General features: G+C 72.3%; 15 protein-coding genes and 2 tRNA genes. 12 read left to right on the top strand and 5 right to left on the bottom strand.

What is annotated here, in order from left to right; translation table 11 throughout:
• Positions 1–26: 26 nt before the first annotated feature.
• Complete coding sequence (locus ACZ4SV_RS23140; RefSeq protein WP_365873170.1) at positions 27–1,445, bottom strand: amino acid permease; 1,419 nt, start codon at positions 1,443–1,445, stop codon at positions 27–29.
• Positions 1,446–1,660: 215 nt separating this feature from the next.
• On the opposite strand from ACZ4SV_RS23140, the gene ACZ4SV_RS23135 reads away from it, so the two are divergent.
• Positions 1,661–2,146 carry a ribose-5-phosphate isomerase gene (locus ACZ4SV_RS23135; protein WP_468006202.1) on the top strand — a complete coding sequence of 162 codons (486 nt, stop codon included), beginning with the start codon at positions 1,661–1,663 and terminating at the stop codon, positions 2,144–2,146.
• A 100-nt stretch (positions 2,147–2,246) separates the two neighbouring features.
• Positions 2,247–3,056, top strand: coding sequence for an Fpg/Nei family DNA glycosylase (locus tag ACZ4SV_RS23130; RefSeq protein WP_468006201.1), 810 nt, complete (start codon positions 2,247–2,249; stop codon positions 3,054–3,056).
• A 109-nt stretch (positions 3,057–3,165) separates the two neighbouring features.
• Here the strand turns inward: ACZ4SV_RS23130 and ACZ4SV_RS23125 are convergent, their stop codons facing one another.
• Positions 3,166–4,407 carry a GNAT family N-acetyltransferase gene (locus tag ACZ4SV_RS23125; RefSeq protein WP_468006200.1) on the bottom strand — a complete coding sequence of 414 codons (1,242 nt, stop codon included), beginning with the start codon at positions 4,405–4,407 and terminating at the stop codon, positions 3,166–3,168.
• 159 nt (positions 4,408–4,566) lie between these two features.
• Between ACZ4SV_RS23125 and ACZ4SV_RS23120 the strand changes: the two genes are divergently transcribed.
• On the top strand, positions 4,567–5,736 hold the full coding sequence (locus ACZ4SV_RS23120) for a PP2C family protein-serine/threonine phosphatase (protein WP_365873162.1): 1,170 nt from the start codon (positions 4,567–4,569) through the stop codon (positions 5,734–5,736).
• A gap of 29 nt (positions 5,737–5,765) precedes the next feature.
• Positions 5,766–6,212 (top strand): HD domain-containing protein, encoded by a 447-nt coding sequence (locus tag ACZ4SV_RS23115; protein WP_468006199.1) that lies wholly within the window; start codon positions 5,766–5,768, stop codon positions 6,210–6,212.
• A 42-nt stretch (positions 6,213–6,254) separates the two neighbouring features.
• On the opposite strand, the gene ACZ4SV_RS23110 is transcribed toward ACZ4SV_RS23115, so the two are convergent.
• Positions 6,255–7,430, bottom strand: a complete 1,176-nt coding sequence (locus ACZ4SV_RS23110; protein ID WP_468006198.1) for an acyltransferase family protein — start codon at positions 7,428–7,430, stop codon at positions 6,255–6,257.
• A gap of 448 nt (positions 7,431–7,878) precedes the next feature.
• Between ACZ4SV_RS23110 and ACZ4SV_RS23105 the strand changes: the two genes are divergently transcribed.
• A complete protein-coding gene (locus ACZ4SV_RS23105; RefSeq protein ID WP_365873156.1) occupies positions 7,879–8,073 on the top strand; it encodes a hypothetical protein in 195 nt (64 codons plus the stop codon).
• A 121-nt stretch (positions 8,074–8,194) separates the two neighbouring features.
• Here the strand turns inward: ACZ4SV_RS23105 and ACZ4SV_RS23100 are convergent.
• Positions 8,195–8,265: transfer RNA gene (locus tag ACZ4SV_RS23100), tRNA-Gly, on the bottom strand.
• A 362-nt stretch (positions 8,266–8,627) separates the two neighbouring features.
• On the opposite strand from ACZ4SV_RS23100, the gene ACZ4SV_RS23095 reads away from it, so the two are divergent.
• From ACZ4SV_RS23095 to clpX, 5 genes are all read left to right on the top strand, one after another.
• Positions 8,628–8,704 (top strand) — tRNA-Pro (locus tag ACZ4SV_RS23095).
• A 179-nt stretch (positions 8,705–8,883) separates the two neighbouring features.
• The gene (gene tig, locus ACZ4SV_RS23090; RefSeq protein WP_468006197.1) at positions 8,884–10,254 is read left to right on the top strand and encodes a trigger factor; all 1,371 of its coding nucleotides are present in this window, start codon (positions 8,884–8,886) and stop codon (positions 10,252–10,254) included.
• 2,362 nt (positions 10,255–12,616) lie between these two features.
• Positions 12,617–13,222: an ATP-dependent Clp protease proteolytic subunit gene (locus tag ACZ4SV_RS23085; protein ID WP_365884148.1), complete on the top strand. Its 606-nt coding sequence runs from the start codon at positions 12,617–12,619 to the stop codon at positions 13,220–13,222.
• A 69-nt stretch (positions 13,223–13,291) separates the two neighbouring features.
• Complete coding sequence (locus tag ACZ4SV_RS23080; protein WP_468006196.1) at positions 13,292–13,957, top strand: ATP-dependent Clp protease proteolytic subunit; 666 nt, start codon at positions 13,292–13,294, stop codon at positions 13,955–13,957.
• A gap of 169 nt (positions 13,958–14,126) precedes the next feature.
• Complete coding sequence (gene clpX / locus ACZ4SV_RS23075; protein ID WP_468006195.1) at positions 14,127–15,413, top strand: ATP-dependent Clp protease ATP-binding subunit ClpX; 1,287 nt, start codon at positions 14,127–14,129, stop codon at positions 15,411–15,413.
• Between the two features lie 65 nt (positions 15,414–15,478).
• Here the strand turns inward: clpX and ACZ4SV_RS23070 are convergent, their stop codons facing one another.
• The gene (locus ACZ4SV_RS23070; protein WP_468006194.1) at positions 15,479–16,477 is read right to left on the bottom strand and encodes a hypothetical protein; all 999 of its coding nucleotides are present in this window, start codon (positions 16,475–16,477) and stop codon (positions 15,479–15,481) included.
• Between the two features lie 137 nt (positions 16,478–16,614).
• On the opposite strand from ACZ4SV_RS23070, the gene ACZ4SV_RS23065 reads away from it, so the two are divergent.
• Both ACZ4SV_RS23065 and folC read left to right on the top strand, forming a co-directional pair.
• Entirely contained in the window at positions 16,615–19,239 is a 2,625-nt protein-coding gene (locus tag ACZ4SV_RS23065; protein WP_468006193.1) for a valine--tRNA ligase, read from the top strand.
• A 958-nt stretch (positions 19,240–20,197) separates the two neighbouring features.
• Positions 20,198–21,712 (top strand): bifunctional tetrahydrofolate synthase/dihydrofolate synthase, encoded by a 1,515-nt coding sequence (gene folC, locus ACZ4SV_RS23060; RefSeq protein ID WP_468006192.1) that lies wholly within the window; start codon positions 20,198–20,200, stop codon positions 21,710–21,712.
• Positions 21,713–21,717: the final 5 nt, after the last annotated feature.

The following is a 21,717-nucleotide window of genomic DNA, read 5'->3' as shown; positions in this document are numbered from 1 at the left end:
GCCGTCGCCGTATCAGGGGTGCCGGATCAGCCGACGGACACCTTGTCGGCCGGCGTCTCGGCCGCCGGGGCCGGGCGGCCCGCCGCGATCCGCTGCCTGACCACGGCGATCACCAGCACGATCGCCGCCACCAGCAGCGACAGCAGCACCGTCTGGCGGCCGTCGTGCTCGGTGTCGAAGAGCATGTAGACCAGCACGGCCACGATCAGCGCGGCCGTCGCCCAGGTCAGGTACGGGTACAGCCACATCTTCACGACCAGCTTCTCCGGCGCCTCGCGCTGGATGATCTTCCGCATCCGCAGCTGCGAGAAGCAGATGACCAGCCACACGAACAGGGCCACCGCGCCGGACGAGTTCACGAGGAACAGGAAGATCTTGTCCGGAGACAGGTAGTTGAAGAAGACCGCGACGAAGCCGAACACGACCGAGGCGAGGATCGCGGCCAGCGGCACGCCCCGGCTGTTGACCCGCGCGAACGCCTTCGGCGCGTCACCGCGCTCGCCGAGCGAGAAGGCCATCCGGGACGCCGTGTAGAGGCCGGAGTTCAGACAGGACAGCACCGAGGTCAGCACGATCACGTTCATGATCTGGCCGGCGTGGGCGATGCCGAGCGAGTTCAGCGCCGCGACGTAGGAGCCGTCCTTGGCGATGGCCGCGTCGTCCCAGGGCAGCAGCGAGACCACGACCAGGATCGAACCGAGGTAGAAGACGCCGATCCGCCAGATGATGCTGTTGGTGGACTTGGTGACCGCGCGCTGCGGGTCCTCGGACTCGCCGGCCGCCAGGGTGGCGATCTCGCTGCCCATGAAGGAGAAGACGACCAGCAGTACGCCGGTGAGGATCGCGCCCGGACCGTGCGGCAGGAAACCGCCGTGCGAGGTGAGGTTCCCGAAGGACGCCTTGTCGGCGTGCACGCCCGGCAGCACGCCGAACACGGCCAGCAGACCGATCACGACGAACGCGCCGATCGCCACGACCTTGATGCCGGCGAACCAGAATTCGAATTCGCCGTAGGAGCCGACGGAGACCAGGTTGGTCGCGGTGAGCACGGTCATCACGATCAGTGCCCAGCCCCATTGCGGGACGGCCGGGACCCAGCCTTCGAGGATCTTCGCGCCGGCGGTCGCCTCGACGGCGAGCACGACGACCCAGAAGAACCAGTAGAGCCATCCGATGGAGAAACCGGCCCAGCGGCCGAGCGCGCGGTCGGCGTGCGCGGAGAAGGAGCCGGAGGTCGGATTGGCGGCGGACATCTCGCCGAGCATGCGCATCACGAGGACGACGAGCGTGCCGACGAGGGCGTAGGACAAGAGGATGCCGGGTCCCGCGGTGGCGATACCGGAACTGGAACCGACGAAGAGGCCGGCCCCGATGACACCACCGATCGCGATCATCGTCAGGTGGCGGTTTTTGAGTCCTGCTTGGAGGCCCGAACCAGGGGTCATGGACGGATTTCCTTTGCGCCAGGTGGAGCTGCCCGTACGAGCGGTGTACGAGTCGGTCCAGTGAATCCGAGGCGAAGAGTTTGGGAAACCTCTGATTCCGGATCGTTACTTGCGGTTCCCTTGGGGATCTATGGCGTCACTCACAGTTTCCGAACCCGGCCGACCGCCGAGACCCTGAGGCTGCTGCCCCGGAACCGGCGTGTCACACTCGTGGCATGCGCGTGTATCTCGGCTCGGACCATGCGGGCTACGAACTGAAGAACCACCTCGCCGAGTGGCTGAAGGCCGCCGGCCACGAGCCCGTCGACTGCGGGCCGCACCTCTACGACGCCCAGGACGACTACCCGCCGTTCTGCCTGCGCGCCGCGGAGCGGACGGCCGCCGACCCGGACTCCCTCGGCGTCGTGATCGGCGGCTCCGGCAACGGCGAGCAGATCGCCGCGAACAAGGTCAAGGGCGTGCGCGCCGCGCTGGCCTGGAGCGAGGAGACGGCGGCGCTCGGGCGGCAGCACAACGACGCCAACGTGATCGCCGTGGGCGCGCGGATGCACAGCACGCAGGAGGCGGCCAAGTTCGTCGAGATCTTCCTGAACACCCCGTTCTCCGGTGAGGAGCGGCACGTCCGCCGCATCGACATGCTGTCGGTGTACGAGACGACCGGCGACCTCCCGCCCATCCCGGCCCACCACCCGCAGGACTAGCCGCGACGCCGGAGGCCGGAGGCGTTGGCGCCCCGGCCTCCGTCGCGTCCGCCGGACGGGTGCGCGGGCGCGCGCCAGGCAGGGAAAGGACACCTCAGCCGTGCCGGAAGGGCACACCATCCACCGGCTCGCCCGGGACTACGCCGAGCGTTTCCTCGGCAGGCCCGTACGCGTCACCAGTCCCCAGGGCAAGTTCTCCGACGCCGCCGCCCTCCTGGACCGCACCGCGCCGACCGCGACCGACGCCCACGGCAAGCACCTCTTCCTGGGCTTCCGCGACGCCGACTGGGTCCACATCCACCTCGGCCTCTTCGGCAAGGTGGGCTTCGGCCCCGCACCGCCGCCCCCGCCCGCCGACACCGTCCGGCTCCGGCTCGCCGGCGACACCGCCTACGCCGACCTGCGCGGCCCCACCACCTGCGCGCTGCTCACGGACGCCGAGAAACAGGCGATCCACGACCGCCTCGGCCCCGACCCGCTGCGCGCGGACGCCGACCCGGCCGCGGCGTACCGCAGGATCTCCCGCAGCCGTACGACGATCGCCGCGCTGCTCATGGACCAGAAGATCGTCGCCGGCGTCGGCAACGTCTACCGCGCCGAAGTCCTCTTCCGGCACGGCATCGACCCGTACCGCGCGGGCCGTGACCTCACCCCGGCCGAGTGGGACGCCCTCTGGAGCGACCTCGTCGCCCTGATGAGCGAAGGCGTGCGGAACAACCGGATCGACACCGTCCGCCCCGAGCACACCCCCAAGGCCATGGGCCGCCCGCCCCGCGTGGACGACCACGGCGGCGAGGTGTACGTCTACCGCCGCGCGAACCTGCCGTGCCACATCTGCGGCGACGGCATCCGCACCGCCGGCCTCGCCGCCCGCAACCTCTTCTGGTGCCCGACCTGCCAGCGCACCTGAACACCCCCCGCAAGCCGTGCGGCGGTTGCGGGATGAGCGGTCAGGACCTGCGCGGCTATCAGGGTCACAGCAACCCTTGGGCGCCCTAACGCGGTTGCCGGAAGAGCGCCTAGAAGCCGTGCGGCAGCCACGGCGCCAGCGGTGAGCCGAACGCCACCGACGCCTCCGTCAGCGCGCCCGGCCGCAGTTCCCGCACCCGCCCGGCCGACGCCAGCGACAGCAGCGACACCCCGCCCAGATAGGCCGAGCCCAGCTCCCGTACGGACAGGGCGAGTTCCGCCGCGTCGGCCGTACGCTCGCAGGACGCGCCCTTCGCGTCGCCGGTCAGCCGCCAGCGCCCCGCGTTCCAGGGGCAGAAGGCGTCCTCGACCTCGAACACCACGTCCACCGGCGCCTGGTAGGTGCGGGCCGCGAGCGCCGCGCCGACGTCCACGAGCCGGACGTAGGCGTCGTCGCCCAGTCGCGGCCCGCAGCGGCGGATGTCGGAGACGAGGTGCGGCAGCGCGGCGTCCACCGGCAGCGACGGCACCGACAGGGTCGTCATCAGGTCGATGCCGCACAGGAAGCGCCACAGCGCGGCCTCGGTCACCGGGTCGAGACCGGCCAGGTCCGCGAGCCGCACCGTGCCGTCGGCGCCCCGCTCGCTCCAGCCGGTCTTGGTGCGGAAGCGGGCGTAGCCGGTGATCTCGCCGTCCCGTTCGGCGACCACGCACTGCAACGGCGTCGCCCCGTCCCGGTCGCGCTCCGGGTCGGCCAGGGGGACCCGCTCCCAGCCCGGCTGCCGGGCCAGCATGCCGGGCCGGCGCGGGACCAGGGCCGCGTACACCGCCTCGCAGGCGTCCAGGACGTCGGCCGGCTCGGCGTACCGCAGCCGGACCTCCTCGGTGCCGGCCGGCAGCGCCAGCGTCACCCGGCTGGTGTCGACCTCGACGCGGAGCAGGAAGGCCGCGGCGCCGTACCCGAACCGGCCGTAGATGGCGGGCTCGGACGCGGTCAGCACCGCCAGCGGCTCGCCCAGCGCGCGGACGTCGTCCAGTTGCCGGCGCATCATCGAGGTCAGCACCCCGCGCCGCCGGTGGGTGGCCGCCACGCTCACCATCGTCACCCCGGCCGCCGGGACCGCGCTCCCGCCCGGCACGGTCATCCGGAAGCTGAAGGCGCCCGCCGTGCCGACGATCTCCGCCGCGTCCCAGGCGGCGAGGGAGCGGTCGAACTCGGTGACCGCCCGGTCCCGTTCGCGCTCCTCGGCGCAGGCCCGCCGCGCGCCGAACCCGCGGTACAGGGTGTCGTACCACCGGTCCCACTCGTCCTCGCGCAGTACCTTCAACTCGGTTCCGTGCACAGTCCCCATACGCCATGCCTATCAGGGCCCTGCGGGACGAGCCAGTGATTTCCTGCGCGCCGGGCCGCCCGGAACCGGGCGTGCGCGGGGCGAAGCGGAATCCCGCACGGGGGACAAGTGGGACCTCCCGTGCCAAGCGGCCGGTCCGCTGGATAGGGTCCCGAACTGATGGCAGCAGGACGACAGCGGCGCGCGAAGGCCGAGACGTTCACGGCCCGGTGGAAGATGCGATGGCACCGGGCCCGCGTCGGGCTGCGCAAAAGCGCCGTGGACTACTTCCGCGGCGACGGCTCCGACTGGATCGCCTTCGCCGGACTGCTGCTGACCATTCCGGTCCTCGCGGCCATGACCCTCCTGGAACCGGTGTGGTGCTCACCGGCCACCCTGGTGCTGCCGATCGTCGCCGGCGGACTGCTGCTGCGCCCGGCGAGCCTGCTCGGCCTGTACGCGGCGGCGGCCACCGCGCTGATCGTGGAGTCGGTACGGCTCGGCCCGTACACCGAGGGCCCGTCCCGGGTCACTCCCGGCGTGGTCCTGGTGGTCGCCGCGTGCGGCTTCTTCGGGCTGCTGACCGCGCAGTTCCGCAGCCGGGTCGGCGTGCCCTGGCGGCGCGGCGGCACCATGCTGTTCGACCTGCGCGAGCGCATCCGGGTGCAGAGCAAGCTGCCGAAGCTGCCCAGGGGCTGGCACCACGAGATGGCGCTGCGGCCGGCGGGCGGCCAGTCCTTCTCCGGTGACTTCGTCGTCGCCGCCCGGACCAACGGGGGCCGGACGCTGGAGGTCGTGCTCACGGACGTGTCCGGCAAGGGCATGGACGCGGGCTCGCGCGCCCTGCTGCTGTCCGGCGCTTTCGGCGGCCTCCTCGGCTCGCTGCCCCCGCACGCCTTCCTCCCGGCCGCCAACGGCTATCTGCTCCGCCAGGACTGGGAGGAGGGCTTCGCCACCTCCATCCACCTGGTCCTGGACCTGGACTCCGGGGACTACGAGCTGTACTCCGCGGGCCATCCGCCGGGGCTCCAGCTGAGCGCGGGCAGCGGACGCTGGGAGGAGAAGGCGGCCGAGGGCCCGCTGCTGGGTGTGTACGACGGCGCCCAGTTCGACCCGGTGAAGGGCTCGCTGCGCCCCGGTGACGTGTTGATGCTGTTCACGGACGGTCTGGTGGAGACCTCCGAGCGGGACATCGTGGAGGGCATCGACCGGCTCACCGGCGAGGCCGACCGCTATGTGGCCGGCGGCTTCCACGGCGCCGCCTGGCACCTCATCGAAGCGGTCGCCAAGGACGTCAACGACGACCGGGCGCTGCTGCTGATCTGCCGCGAGCAAGCCGCCGCCCGCTGAGCGCGCGGCCGCCGGGGGACACTGGCGGCATGACCCCGCTCACCCTCGCCGAGGTCGAGGCCCTCGCGCGCGCCGCCCACGACGGCCAGACCGACAAGGCCGGCCGGCCCTACGCCGAGCACCTCGCGGCCGTCGCCGAAGGCGTCCGCGCCCGCGGCGGCGACCCGGAACAGATCGCGGCGGCCTGGCTGCACGACTCCGTGGAGGACGCCGCGCTCAGCGAGCGGTGGCTCGCCACGGCCCCCCTGACCGGACGGACCAAGGCCATCGTGCGCGCCCTCACCAAGCAGCCCGGGGAAACGCCGGAGGCGTACGCCGGCCGGATCCTCGCCACCCCGGGCGCGCTGCTGGTGAAGGAGGCCGACCTCGCGCACAACGCCGACCCGCGACGGCTCGCGCTCCTTCCCGGACCGGTCCGGGAACGGCTGACCGGCAAGTACACCCGGATGCGCGCCCTGCTCGGCCTGCGACCGTGACCGGCCGGGGGGGGGCCGGCGTCCGGGTCCGCACGAGAGGCCCTACGCGTCGGCCGTCTCCCGCCGGCGGTGCCGCTCGCGGGCCTGTTCGGCCGGGTCCCGCCGGAACGCCCAGTCCATCCGCGGCTCCATCGCGAACCGGAAGACGCGCCGCACCGGCGCGGTGCACAGCGCCGTGACGGCCGCCGCGGCGAGCACGGTCACCAGGATCTCGCCGAGCGGCCGGTGCAGCCAGGGGTGCTCGAACCAGCCGCGGTAGTCGCCCAGCTTCACCAGGAAGCCGTGCAGCAGATAGCCGTAGAGCGTGCCCGCGCCGAGCGCCGTGAACCACGTCGTGCGGCCCGGCACCCACGCGAAGAAGCAGGCCGTCAGCACCAGCGAGCAGGCCATCAGCGCGAGCGTCATCACCGGGCCGCACCACCAGGGCGCGCCCAGTTCCTGCGCCGAGTCGCGGTGGTAGAACCACGCGGTGTTCATGCGCGGCACCGCCCACCAGCCGACCGCCAGCGCCGCCGCGAACACCGGGGCCGAGGCGATCCGCACCCAGCGACGGCGCACCAGCCGGAAGTGCTCGGGCTTCATGCACAGGCCGAGCACGAAGTACGGCAGGAACTGCAGGACGCGCTGGAGGTCGAGGTCGTCGCCGATGTTCGGGCTGACGGTCGCCAGCATGGCGACGGCGAGGGCCAGCGGCAGCGGCCGGCGCACCAGCTTCCACAGGGGCGTGGTCAGCCGCCAGACGAACAGCGCGACCAGGAACCAGGTCAGGTACCAGGGGTCGAGGAGGCTGATGTCCTCGTGCGAGCCGGTGACGAGGTTCTTGAACAGCGGGTACGCCGTCTCGAACACCACATACGGTACGAGCACTCCGGTGACCAGCCGCTTCAGCCGGTCCGGGCGCATATCGAAACCGCGCGAGAAAAAGCCGGAGATGATGATGAACGCCGGCATGTGGAAGCTGTACACGACGGTGTACGCGGCTTCCAGGATCCGGCTGTCCCCCTTCAGCGGCTCCCACGAATGCCCCATCGCGACGAGCACGATGGCCAGGTACTTGGCGTTGTCGAAGAACGCGTCGCGCTGCCGGGCGGGTCTGTCCGGGGCCGGCCGCTCGGGCGCGCCCGCCGGGTCGCGCGGGGCGGGCACCGCGTCCGCCGGCGGCTGTGCCGGGGGGAGCGGGCTGCGGTTCGGGCCGGGGGACGGGGCGGCGTCAAACATCTCAGGCACCCTAGCGTCGTCTGCGGGATTCCGTAAAACCTCCGCAGTCATTCCTGGTTATCGCGCTCGGATACCCGTTCATTTGCCGGGCGAGTCACTCCCGTTGAGGTGACGATGCGCACAGACGGGTCATCGGTTGACCCTTGATGTCCCGATTCTTCCCGACTAATTGGGGCATACATCGCCTCTGTGTCATCAATTTCCAATACCTGTGCGCGGGATGTGTGGACACGGAAACGAATCCGGGTAATTCCACGGTGAGTCCGGACGGGCCGTGTGCGGATCTCCGGTCGAATTACTGTGCGGGAGATCGCCCGCGGCGGGCCGCTGCCCGACGATGTGTCATAGGCCGCATGCAAGGGCCCCGTTGGTGGCACGATGTCTCTGGCGGAGGTGCGGACGGCACCTCCGGGCCGGGAGAGCGGACCGACCGAGGGCGGGATCAGTTGTGGCCATTTCACTGTCTGTGGTGCTGCTGTTGGCGATCATCCTGGTGGTGCTGATGCGGGGAGGGAACCTCAAGGCCGGCCCGGCCGTCGTGGCGATCCTCTTCGGTTTCTTCCTGGCCTCCACCGGCATGGCGCCGCCGCTCACCCGTTTCCTGAACTCGATAGCGGACTCCATCGACGCGATCAAGTTCTGAACCGGCGGGGGAGGCCGCTCACCCGTCCGGAGCAGCGCGGACCCGGGGCGGGGCAGCCCCCGGGACGACCGAAGGCCCAGGGAGAGGAAATCAACCTCTCACCTGGGCCTTCGGCATCCAGAGCGGGCGACGGGAATCGAACCCGCGTAGCTAGTTTGGAAGACTAGGGCTCTACCATTGAGCTACGCCCGCAACGCTGCGCCACAGGTCCGTGACCGCGGCACTGGAGGCATCGTAGCGGGTCGCCCGCCGACGAGGCCAACGACTTCCGCCGGGACGGCCCCGGGAGGGCCGGCGCCGTCCCCGGGGCGGCACCGCGCGTGTCGCCGCGCGAGCGATCCGTGCGCCACCAGCAGACGGGGGCCGTGCGCCACCCGCAGCCGGGGACCGTGCGCCGGTGCGGTCGGGGCCGCCTGCCGCCGTGTAGGGGAGGTGTCCCGCGTGCCGGCGGGGAAGGGCCCCGGGTGTCGCCGCGGAGGGGCTCCGCGTGTCGGTGCGGACGATCCGGCCGCCGTCGCCGGTCGCGGCATGTACCCTACGTGTCGCACACCAGACGGGGTGTGGCGCAGCTTGGTAGCGCGTCCGCTTTGGGAGCGGAAGGCCGTGGGTTCAAATCCCGCCACCCCGACCACCAGCACACGACGCCGTGAAGATCGCCTTTTGGGGCGCTGACCCGCTGCGGTTACTATGCAAGCTGCGCGCCCGTGTGTCCTCGGCCCCCACGGCCTACGAACTCGTCCGGGCGGCGAATCCGCCGGACCTGTCTGGCTCCGGCAGAACCCAAGAAGTCAGCCACAAGGAGACCGAACCGTGAAGAGCGCCGTGGAGACCCTGAACCCGACCCGGGTTCGGCTCACTGTCGAGGTGCCCTTCGAGGAGCTCAAGGACAGCCTCGACGCGGCGTACAAGAAGATCAACCAGCAGGTCACGGTGAAGGGCTTCCGTAAGGGCAAGATCCCGGCCCGCGTGATCGACCAGCGGTTCGGCCGCGGTGCGGTGCTGGAGGAGGCCGTCAACGACGCGCTGCCCAAGTTCTACACCGAGGCGGTCAACGAGGCCGAGCTGAGCCCGCTGGGCCAGCCCGACGTCGACATCACCGAGCTGAAGGACGGCGAGACGCTGAACTTCACCGCCGAGGTCGACGTCCGCCCGGCCGTCGAGATCCCGGACTACTCCGGTATCGAGGTCGAGGTCGACGCCGTCGAGGTCACCGACGAGGACGTCGAGAAGTCGGTCGAGCAGCTCCGCGAGCGCTTCGCCACCACCTCCCCGGTCGAGCGGGCCGCCGAGGACGGCGACGTCGTCACCATCGACCTGGAGGCCAAGGTCGACGGCGAGGTCCTGGAGGACGGCATCGCCAGCGGCGTCTCCTACACCATCGGCTCCGGTGAGCTGCTGGACGGCATCGACGACGCCGTGAAGGGCCTGGAGGCCGGTGGCGAGGCCACCTTCACCTCCGAGCTGAAGGGCGGCTCCGCCGCGGGCAAGGAGGCCGAGGTCACCGTCAAGGTCACCCAGGTCGCCAAGCGGGAGCTGCCCGAGCTGGACGACGAGTTCGCGCAGCTCGCCTCCGAGTTCGACACGCTCGAGGACCTGAAGGCCGACAGCCGCAAGCGCCTGGCCAACATGAAGCAGTTCGACCAGGCCACGCAGGCCCAGGAGCGCGTCCTGGAGAAGCTGCTGGAGCTGGTGGAGGTCCCCGTCCCGGAGAAGCTCCTCGAGGACGAGATCAACACCCGCAAGCACAACCTGGAGCACCACCAGCTCGGCCAGATGGGCCTCACCCTCGACAAGTACCTGGAGATCCAGGGCAAGACCGCCGAGGAGTTCGAGACCGAGACCCGCGAGGCCGCGGTCAAGGGCATCAAGACCCAGTTCGTCCTGGACGAGCTGGTCAAGAAGGAGCAGCTGAACGTCAACCAGGAGGAGCTCACCGAGCACCTCATGCGGCGTGCGGCCTCCTCCGGCATGTCCCCCGACCAGTTCGCCCAGGCCGTCGTCGAGGGCGGCCAGGTGCCCCTCCTCGTCGGCGAGGTCGCCCGCGGCAAGGCCCTGGCCGTCGTGGTCGAGGCCGCCACGGTGAAGGACACCAACGGCGAGATCGTCGACCTGGACGACGAGGAGGAGGAGACCGAGGCCGCCGAGGCGTCGGAGACCTCCGAGGAGAACACCGAGGGCTGATCAGCCCCCAGCGCACACGACGGGCCCCGGGCTACCCCGGGGCCCGCCGCCATACCCCGGCAACACCCACCGCCCCACGTCGCCGACCCGACCCGGTCGCCCCGCCGGCCCCGACGCCACGCCGTCGCACCCGTCGCGCCCCGGGCCCCTCGGCCGAGCGTCCCCGCGTCCCGGCCGCCAGGCCCCACGCCCTTCCGGAACGACGCCCCAGTCCGCCCGACGCCTGCGTTCCGCTCCGTGCCGACAGCGCCCGCGCGCCTACGGCGCCGCACCCGCAGCCTGGTCACACGCGTCATCGGCCGAGCCCGGCACGTCCGGCCGCCCCGCCGGCCCCGACAGCCACGCCCCCGTACGCCGCCACACCGGCAGCCCGCCCACCACGCGCCCCTGGCCCTCGGGCCAGAGCGCTCCTGCGTCCCGACCCCGGCTCCCATGCCGTGCTGGAGCGACGCCCCAGACCCAGGCCGCCACGCCCGCGCGCCCCGGCGCCTACGTCCCCTGCGGCGCCGGACCCGCAGCCGGGTCACGCGTCCCCGCGTCATCGGCCGAGGCCGGCACGTCCGGCCGCCCCGCCGGCCCCGACAGCCACGCCCGCGTACGCCGCCACACCCGCGGCCCGCCCGCCACGCCCCCGGGCCCCTCAGGCCACAGCGCCCCCGCGTCCCGGCCGCCAGCGCCCACGCCCTGCTGGAGCGGCGCCACAGACCCAGGCCACCACGCCCACGCGCCCTGGTGCCGAACGTTCGGCGCCTTGCCGGCAACATGCCCGCGGCCTGGTCACAGGTCCCCGCGTCATCGGCCGAGGTCGGCGCGTCCGGCCGCCCCGCCGGTCCCGACAGCCACGCCGCGTACGCCGCCGCACCCGCGGCCCGCCCGCCACGGGCACCCAGAGCCCCTCGGGCCACGCTCGCGCCTTCCGGCACCTGCGCCCCGTGCCCCCCGGCAGTGCCCGCGCGCCTCGGCCGCCGGGCCCCCGCCCTGCTGGAGCGGCGCCCCAGGCCCCAGCCGTCACGCCCACGCGTTCCGATGCCGGCGGCCGGCGTCTCGCCGACAACGCCCGCGCGCCCCGGCGCCTACGTCCCCTGCGGCGCCGGACCCGCAGCCGGGTCACGCGTCCCCGCGTCATCGGCCGAGGCCGACGCGTCCGGCCGTCCCGCCGGTCCCGACAGCCACGCCCGCGTACGCCGCCACACCGGCAGCCCGCCCACCACGCGCCCCGGGCCCCGCGGGCCTCGCTCGCCCGTTCCGGCGCCCCGCGTCCCCGCGCCCCTCCAGCAGCGTCCGCACGTCCGTGCTGCCAGGCGCCACGTCCCTGCGGGGCGCCGTACCCCGCGCCGTACTCCCCGAGTCCCGGCCGCGCGCCTACGTGCCCCGGTGGCCGCGTCTCCGCGTCCTGGCGATGCCCGCGTACCTGCCGACGCGCCGGGTCCCCGGCGATCACGCCGCGCGTCTCTCGGCGAGCCCCCGGCCCAGGCCGCCGCACCTGGGTGTCCCGGCGGCTGCGCCTCCGCAGCCCCGGCAGCCGCGCCCGCGCGTTCCCCCGGCAACGCCTGCGTGTCCCGGCCACCAGGCCCGCCTTTTCCCTCCGGGACGCCCCCAGGCGCAGGCAGCCACCGCCGCGAGCCCCAGCCCAGCGCCCCGCGTCCCCGGCCGCGCACAACACGCCCGCGCCCCGCCCCCGACGCTCACTAGGCCCCCAGCGCGTCCCGCCCTCACCGAGCCCGGCGCCCCGCGCCCCCGGCGGAGCCGCAACACGCCCGCGCCCCGCCCCCGACGCGCACCCAGGCCCCCAGCGCGTCCCGCCCCCACCGAGCCCAACGCCCCGCGCCCCCGGCCGCGCACAACACGCCCGCGCCCCGCCCCCGACGCGCACCAGGCCCCCAGCGCGTCCCGCCCCCACCGAGCCCGGCGCCCCGCGTCCCCGGCCGAGCGCAACACGCCCGCCCCGCCCCCGACGCGCACCAGGCCCCCAGCGAGCCCCGCCCCCGCCGAGCCCGACGCCCGCACCCCCCCCGGAGCCGCAACACGCCCGCCCCGCCCCCCACCGAGCCCGGCGCCCCCGGCGCCGCAACACGCCCGCGTCCCGCCCGGGCGCGCAGCGCCCCGTCCACCGCGTCCCGCCCCGCCAGCCGCCTTCCCGCCCCCGATGCGCACCGCCCCCGCCCCCACCGGAGCCCGTCGGAGGCGCTACGCCCGAGGCGAACACTCCCATCTCCGGGATTCCCCGGAGGCAGCCGAGCGTTAGGGTCCATGAGTACGGGGGCAGGGGAGTCTCCTGAAACCCTCCCGCCAAGCCTCCGGCAGAACGACGAGACGGCCCGGCGCCGTCGCAAGACGAGCAGGTGGATACGTGACGAATCTGATGCCCTCCGCCGCCGGCGAGCCTTCCATCGGTGGTGGCCTCGGCGACCAGGTCTACAACCGGCTGCTCAACGAGCGAATCATCTTCCTCGGCCAGCAGGTGGACGACGACATCGCCAACAAGATCACCGCACAGCTGCTGCTCCTGGCCGCGGACCCGGACAAGGACGTCTACCTCTACATCAACAGCCCCGGCGGCTCGGTGACGGCCGGCATGGCGATCTACGACACCATGCAGTACATCCCGAACGACGTGGTCACCATCGCCATGGGCATGGCGGCCTCCATGGGCCAGTTCCTGCTCACCGGCGGTGCCGCCGGCAAGCGTTTCGCCCTGCCGCACGCGGACATCATGATGCACCAGGGCTCCGCGGGCCTCGGCGGTACGGTGTCGGACATCAAGATCCAGGCCGAGTACCTCCTGCGTACCAAGAAGCGCATGGCCGAGCTGACCGCGCTCCACTCCGGCCAGACGGTCGAGGCGATCATCCGCGACGGCGACCGCGACCGCTGGTTCACCCCGGAAGAGGCCAAGGAGTACGGTCTCATCGACGAGATCATCGCGCACGCCTCGGGTGTTCCGGGAGGCGGCGGCACCGGTGCCTGACCGGCCCGGCCACACCGCGCACCGCCGAGACCCCAGCCCCCAGAACGCCACCAGGACGGTGAACACCCCATGAGCAACTTCCCCGGCGCCGCCAGCGGCCTGTACGAAGGGCCCCGCCCCGAGAGCCGCTACGTCGTCCCGCGCTTCATCGAGCGCACCTCGCAGGGCATCCGCGAGTACGACCCGTACGCGAAGCTCTTCGAAGAGCGCGTGATCTTCCTCGGCGTCCAGATCGACGACGCCTCCGCCAACGACGTCATGGCCCAGCTGCTGTGCCTGGAGTCGATGGACCCGGACCGGGACATCTCGATCTACATCAACAGCCCCGGTGGCGACATGACCGCCCTGACGGCGATCTACGACACCATGCAGTTCGTGAAGCCCGACATCCAGACGGTCTGCATGGGCCAGGCGGCCTCCGCCGCGGCCATCCTGCTCGCCGCCGGTACGCCGGGCAAGCGCATGGCGCTGCCGAACTCCCGCGTGCTGATCCACCAGCCGGCCGGCTCCACCGGCCGCGGCCAGCTCTCCGACCTGGAGATCATCGCCAACGAGTTCACCCGCATGCGCGAGCAGCTGGAGGACATGCTGGCCAAGCACTCGAACCAGCCGATCGAGAAGATCCGCGAGGACATCGAGCGCGACAAGATCCTCACGGCCGAGGACGCGCTGGCGTACGGTCTCGTCGACCAGATCATCTCCACCCGCAAGCTGAACAACAGCACGGTCCGCTGACGCGGACCCACCCACGTCCGGCCCCCCTTGGCACGGTGCACTCCAAGTGAACCCTGCCAAGGGGGGCCCGAACACCGGGCCCGGCAAGGTACCGTCGGACATAAGGCAGCACCAGGAGCCGCTGGACTCGTAACGTCCAGTCGACTCCCAGGCGAAGGGGAAGCACACCGTGGCACGCATCGGTGACGGCGGCGATCTGCTCAAGTGCTCGTTCTGCGGCAAGAGCCAGAAGCAGGTCAAGAAGCTCATCGCAGGGCCCGGTGTGTACATCTGCGACGAGTGCATCGATCTCTGTAACGAGATCATCGAGGAAGAACTCGCGGAGACCAGCGAGGTGCGCTGGGAGGAACTGCCCAAGCCCCGGGAGATCTACGAGTTCCTCGAGGGCTACGTGGTCGGCCAGGAGGCCGCCAAGAAGGCCCTCTCCGTCGCGGTGTACAACCACTACAAGCGGGTCCAGGCGGGCGAGAACGGCGGCGGCAGCGGCCGGGACGACGCGATCGAGCTGGCGAAGTCCAACATCCTGCTGCTCGGCCCCACGGGTTCGGGCAAGACGCTGCTCGCGCAGACCCTGGCGCGCATGCTGAACGTGCCGTTCGCCATCGCCGACGCCACCGCGCTCACCGAGGCGGGGTACGTCGGCGAGGACGTCGAGAACATCCTGCTGAAGCTGATCCAGGCGGCGGACTACGACGTCAAGAAGGCCGAGACCGGGATCATCTACATCGACGAGATCGACAAGGTCGCCCGCAAGAGCGAGAACCCGTCGATCACCCGCGACGTCTCCGGCGAGGGCGTCCAGCAGGCCCTGCTGAAGATCCTGGAGGGCACCACCGCCTCCGTCCCGCCGCAGGGCGGACGCAAGCACCCGCACCAGGAGTTCATCCAGATCGACACGACGAACGTCCTGTTCATCGTGGGCGGCGCCTTCTCCGGCCTGGAGAAGATCATCGAGTCCCGGGCCGGCGCCAAGGGCATCGGCTTCGGCGCGACGATCCTGTCCAAGCGCGAGCTGGACGCCAAGGACGTCTTCGAGGACGTCATGCCGGAGGACCTGGTCAAGTTCGGCATGATCCCGGAGTTCATCGGCCGTCTGCCGGTGATCACCAGCGTGCACAACCTGGACCGCGAGGCCCTGCTGCAGATCCTCGTCGAGCCGCGCAACGCGCTCGTCAAGCAGTACCAGCGCCTGTTCGAACTCGACGGCGTCGAGCTGGACTTCGAGCGCGAGGCGCTGGAGGCCATCGCCGACCAGGCCATCCTGCGCCAGACCGGCGCGCGCGGCCTGCGCGCCATCATGGAGGAAGTCCTCCAGGGCGTGATGTACGAGGTGCCGTCCCGCAAGGACGTCGCCCGCGTCGTCATCACCGCCGATGTCGTCCTGTCGAACGTCAACCCGACCCTGATCCCGCGCGACACGCGCGGCCGGGGCTCGGGGGAGCAGAAGACGGCGTAGCCGCCCGGACATGCGAAGGGGCCCCGGCCGACCGGCCGGGGCCCCTTCGCATGTCTCCCGCCGCGTCAGGCCTTGACGCGGACCTCGTTGCGCAGCTTGGCGGCCAGTTCCGCGTCGGCGGCCGGGTCGCTGCTCCGGCCCGCCGCGAGGTTGGCGAAGTCCATCGGCATGACGAACCCGATGGTGCTGTGGTCGCCCCAGACGCAGATCGACAGCGTCACGTCCTTCGGGCCGCCGCTGCTGGAACCGGTGGGAGCGGTGGCCTGCTGGCACTTGAGGACCGCGCCGTCGAGCGCGGCCGGCTTGTACGCGGTCGGCTCGCCCTTCAGCGCGACGTCGTCGCTGTTGTCCTTCTTCTGCGACTCGGACTTGAAGTAGGCGAACACCGCGTCCACGGTCTTCTCGGGGTCGTCGATCGTGCCGTAGACGCCACCGAAGTTGATCATCTTCTTGCTCAGCGGGTTGTCCGCGTCACCGGCCTGGTAGGCGGCGCTGACGTCGTGCGGATCCTTCACGCCCCACTTCTCGGCGTCCTTGGTGTCGCTGTCCGTCATCGAGCCGCTGTCGCTCTTGGACTTCTTGTACTCCGACAGCACCGTCGCCGGCGTCGTCAGCTTGTGCGGGCCGTCGTCCGCGAGGCTGCTGCCGCCACCGCTGCCCAGCACGAAGTACGCGCCCACCGCGACCGCCGCCACCACGGCCACCGCGCCGATGATCAGCCCGGTCTTCTTCTTCCCGCCGGACGCCTGCGGCGGCTGCGGCACGCCGTAGGGCTGCTGGCCGTAGGGGCTCGGCTGCTGCGGCGGCTGGCCGTACGGGCCCGGCTGCTGCGGGGCGCCCTGCTGCGGGTAGCCGTATCCCGGCTGCGGCGCCGGAGGGGCCTGCTGGGGATAGCCGTAGCCGGGCTGCGGGGCCTGCGGCTGCTGGCCGTAGCCGGGCTGGGGAGCCTGCGGCTGCTGGCCGTAGGGGCCCGGCTGCCCGTACGGCCCAGGCTGCCCCGGCTGGCCGTACGGGCCCGGCTGCTGGGGCGGCTGGCCGTACGGGCCCGGCTGGTTGTTGCTCATTCCTGGGTTCCCCTCCAGAAGCTTATGTGTTCCTGACATCCTGGCCCAGGCCCGGGGGCCGCACGGCACCGGGGGGCCGCACCGTTACAGAACAAACGCGTTTCGGGACCACCCCGTGACACCTCTAAACTGGCGCCGTGACCGAGAACGCTCAGCAGCAGCCACCCGCGCCCGACACCGAACTGCCGACCCAGTACGCGCCGGCCGATGTAGAGGGGCCGCTGTACGAGCGCTGGGTGGAGCGGGGTTACTTCGAGGCGGACGCGAAGAGCGACAAGCCGCCGTTCACCGTCGTCATCCCGCCGCCGAACGTCACGGGCAGCCTGCACCTCGGGCACGCCTTCGAGCACACCCTGATCGACGCGCTCACCCGCCGCAAGCGCATGCAGGGCTACGAGACGCTGTGGCAGCCCGGCATGGACCACGCCGGCATCGCCACCCAGAACGTGGTCGAGCGCGAGCTGGGCAAGGAAGGCAAGTCCCGGCACGACCTGGGCCGTGAGGCGTTCGTCGAGCGCGTCTGGCGCTGGAAGGGCGAGTCCGGCGGCCAGATCAGCGGCCAGATGCGCCGCCTGGGCGACGGCGTCGCCTGGTCCCGGGAGCGCTTCACGATGGACGAGGGCCTGTCCCAGGCCGTCCAGACCATCTTCAAGAAGCTCTACGACGACGAGCTGATCTACCGCGCCGAGCGCATCATCAACTGGTGCCCGCGCTGTCTGACGGCGATCTCGGACATCGAGGTCGAGTACCAGGACGACGACGGCGAACTGGTCTCCATGACGTACGGCGAGGGGGACGACACCATCGTCGTCGCCACCACCCGCGCCGAGACGATGCTCGGCGACACGGCCGTCGCCGTCCACCCCGACGACGAGCGCTACCGGCACCTCGTCGGCAAGCTGATCCGGCTGCCGCTGACCGACCGCTCCATCCCGGTCGTCGCGGACACCCACGTCGACCCGGAGTTCGGCACCGGCGCCGTCAAGGTCACCCCGGCCCACGACCCGAACGACTTCGAGATCGGCCAGCGCCACGATCTGCCGTCCCTCACCGTGATGGACGAGCACGCCGTCATCACCGTCCACGGCCCCTTCCAGGGCATGGACCGCCTGGAGGCCCGCTCGGCGATCGTCGCCGCGCTGCGCGCCGAGGGCCGGATCGTCGCCGAGAAGCGGCCGTACGCCCACTCCGTCGGCCACTGCTCGCGCTGCAAGACCACCATCGAGCCGCGCCTGTCCATGCAGTGGTGGGTCAAGGTCGGCCCGCTGGCGAAGGCGGCCGGCGACGCGGTCCGCGAGGGCAAGGTCACGATCCATCCGCAGGAGATGGAGAAGCGGTACTTCGACTGGGTCGACAACCTGCACGACTGGTGCATCTCGCGGCAGTTGTGGTGGGGCCACCGCATCCCCGTCTGGTACGGCCCGGACGGCGAGGTCGTCTGCGTGGGCCCCGGCGAGGAGCCGCCGGCCGGCGAGGGCTGGCACCAGGACACCGACGTCCTCGACACCTGGTTCTCCTCCGGCCTGTGGCCGTTCTCCACCCTCGGCTGGCCCGAGCGGACCGAGTCGCTCGCGAAGTTCTACCCGAACTCCGTCCTGGTCACCGGCTACGACATCCTCTTCTTCTGGGTCGCCCGGATGATGATGTTCGGCCTGTACGCGATGGACGGCACCCCGCCGTTCCACACCATCGCCCTGCACGGCATGGTCCGCGACCAGTTCGGCAAGAAGATGTCGAAGTCCTTCGGCAACGCGGTCAACCCGCTGGACTGGATGGACAAGTACGGCTCCGACGCCCTGCGCTTCACCCTGGCCCGCGGCGCCAACCCGGGCGTGGACGTGCCGATCGGCGAGGACTGGGTCCAGGGCTCGCGCAACTTCGCCAACAAGATCTGGAACGCGACCCGCTTCGCGCTGATGAACGGCGCGACGGTGGAGGGTCCGCTGCCGGACCCGTCCGCCCTGTCGGCGACGGACCGCTGGATCCTGTCCCGCCTCAACTCGGTCGTCGCCGAAGTCGACGCCTACTACGACGACTTCCAGTTCGCGAAGCTCTCCGACGCCCTGTTCCACTTCGCGTGGGACGAGGTCTTCGACTGGTACGTGGAGCTGTCCAAGACCGTCTTCCAGGCGGGCGGCGAGCCGGCCAAGGTCTCCCGGCGGGTCCTCGGCGAGGTCCTCGACGTCACCCTCCGGCTGCTCCACCCGGTCGTCCCGTTCGTCACGGAGACCCTGTGGACGACGCTGACGGGCGGCGAGTCCGTGGTGATCGCCGAGTGGCCGAAGGACAGCGGCTTCCGCGACACGGCCGCCGAGCAGGAGATCTCCACCCTCCAGTCGGTCATCACCGAGGTCCGTCGCTTCCGCGCCGACCAGGGCCTCCAGCCCGGCCAGCGGGTCCCGGCCCGCCTCGCGCTCGACGGCACCCAGCTCGCCCCGCACGAGGCCGCCATCCGCCAGCTCCTGCGCCTCCAGCCCGAGGGCGACGCCTTCACGGCCACGGCGACCCTGCCGGTGGCGGGCGCCGAGGTCGCCCTGGACCTGTCCGGCACGATCGACGTCGCCGCGGAGCGCAAGCGCCTGGCGAAGGACCTGGCCGCCGCGGAGAAGGAGAAGGCCCAGGCCACGGCCAAGCTGGGCAACGAGGCGTTCCTCGCGAAGGCCCCGGACCAGGTGGTCGGCAAGATCCGCACCCGCCTCGCCAAGGCGGAGGAGGACATCGCCCGCATCACCGCCCAGCTGGACAAGCTGCCGGCAGCGTGAGTCACCCGCGCACCGCGGCGCGCACCTGACGCCGCCCGAAGGCCCCGGCGCCACCAAGGCCCCGGGGCCTTCCCATGCCCCACGGCGGCCCGGGGCCGTATCCGGCAGGTGCTTCCGCCGCCCGACCGCCGGGGCCGGGCCCGCATCTGCGCGGAACCGTAACCGGCAGACGGTCCCGTCGCCTGGGCGCCGGGGCCCGCGCTGGACCCGCATCCGAGCGGGGTCGCGTCCGGCAGGCGGTCGCGCCGCCCGGCCGCCGGGTCCCGCGCCGGGCCCGCGTCCGTGCGGTGTCGTGTCCGGCAGGCGGTCGCGCCGCCCGGCCGCCGGGACCCGCATCCGCGTGGGGTCGTGTCCGGCAGGTGCTTCCGCCGCCTGGCCGCCGGTTCCCGCGCCGGACTCGCGCCCGCGCGGAGTCGTATCCGGCAGGTGCTTCCGCCGCCGGGGCGCCGTGTCCCGCGAGGGACCCGCATCCGCGCGGAGCCGCAGCCGGCAGGCGGTCCCGCCGCCCGGTCGCCGGGATCCGCGTCGGGCCCGCATCCGCGCGGGGTGGTATCCGGCAGGCGCTCCCGCCGCCCGGCCGCCGGGCCCCGCGAGGGATCCGCGCCCGCGCGGGGTGGTATCCGGCAGGTGCTTCCGCCGCCGGGACGCCGTGTCCCGCGTCGGGCCCGCATCCGCGCGGGGCGGTATCCCGCAGGCGCTCCCGCCGCCCGGCCGCCGGGCCCCGCGAGGGATCCGCGCCCGCGCGGAGTCGTATCCGGCAGGCGCTCCCCCCGCCCGACCCCCGGGCCCCGCGCCGGACCCGCACCCGGCGACGACGGGCAGTCGCCCCCGAGACGACGGGCAGTCGCCCCCGAGACGACGGGCAGTCGCCCCCGAGACGACGGGCAGTCGCCCCCGAGACGATGGGCAGCCACCCCCGAACCGCCCCTTTCCCGGTCGGTCTCCGTAGACTGGCCCCGTGAGCGACCACCCCGGCACCAGCGACACCCCCGACCCCCTCGACAGCTTCGACGAGATCATCGAGGCCGAGACGACCCGCGACCCCGACCTCGCGGTCATCGAGGCCGGCAGCCGCACCCTGCGCACCCAGGGCGGCCCGCCGGAGGCCGACGTACCGGCCCGCCCGGAGGACCCGGAGGTCGACAAGGCGCTGCGCGAGGTCGAGGCGGAGCTGGCCACCCGCTGGGGCGAGACCAAGCTGGAGCCCTCGGTCAGCAGGATCTCCGCGCTGATGGACGTCCTGGGCGAGCCCCAGCGGTCGTACCCGTCGATCCACATCACCGGCACGAACGGCAAGACCTCCACCGCCCGCATGATCGAGGCCCTGCTCGGCGCCTTCGAGCTGCGCACCGGCCGTTACACCAGCCCGCACGTGCAGTCGATCACCGAGCGGATCAGCCTGGACGGCGCCCCGGTCTCCGCCGAGCGGTTCATCGAGACGTACCAGGACGTCAAGCCGTACGTCGAGATGGTGGACGGACAGCAGGAGTACCGGCTCTCCTTCTTCGAGGTGCTCACCGGCATGGCGTACGCGGCCTTCGCGGACGCGCCCGTGGACGTCGCCGTCGTCGAGGTCGGCATGGGCGGCTCCTGGGACGCCACGAACGTGATCGACGCGGACGTGGCCGTGGTGACCCCCATCGACCTCGACCACACCGACCGGCTCGGCGCGACGCCCGCGGCGATCGCCGGCGAGAAGAGCGGCATCATCAAGCAGGACGCGACCGTGATCCTGGCCCAGCAGCCGGTGGACGCGGCGCAGGTGCTGCTGAAGAAGGCCGTCGAGGTGAACGCCACGGTCGCCCGCGAGGGACTGGAGTTCGGCGTCGTCGCCCGGCAGGTCGCCGTCGGCGGACAGTTGGTCACCCTGCGCGGCCTCGGCGGCGAGTACCCCGAGGTGTACCTCCCGCTGCACGGCGCCCACCAGGCGCACAACGCGGCCGTCGCGCTCGCCGCCGTGGAGGCGTTCTTCGGCGTCGGCGCGCAGCGCGCCGAGCCGCTGGACGTCGACACCGTGCGCAAGGCGTTCGCGGCCGTCTCCTCGCCGGGCCGCCTGGAGGTCGTCCGGCGCTCCCCGACGGTCGTGCTGGACGCCGCGCACAACCCGGCGGGCGCCGCGGCCGCCGCCGAGGCCGTGCGGGAGGCGTTCGACTTCAGCCGGCTGATCGGCGTCGTCGGCGCGAGCGGCGACAAGGACGTGCGCGGGCTGCTGGAGGCGTTCGAGCCGATCTTCGCCGAGATCGTCGTCACCCGGAACTCCAGCCAGCGCGCCATGGACGCGGACGAGCTGGCCGCGATCGCCGTCGAGGTCTTCGGCGACGAGCGGGTGCAGGTCGAGCCGCGGCTGCCGGACGCCCTGGAGGCCGCGATCACGCTGGCCGAGGAGGAGGGCGAGTTCGCCGGCGGCGGTGTGCTCGTCACCGGTTCCGTCATCACGGTCGGCGAGGCCCGGCTGCTGCTGGGAAAGGGCTGAGGACC

This window comes from Streptomyces sp. NPDC027672, assembly GCF_055566335.1.
The sequence above is the reverse complement of the archived record's forward strand: the minus strand, read 5'-3'. Positions and strand labels throughout refer to the sequence as shown.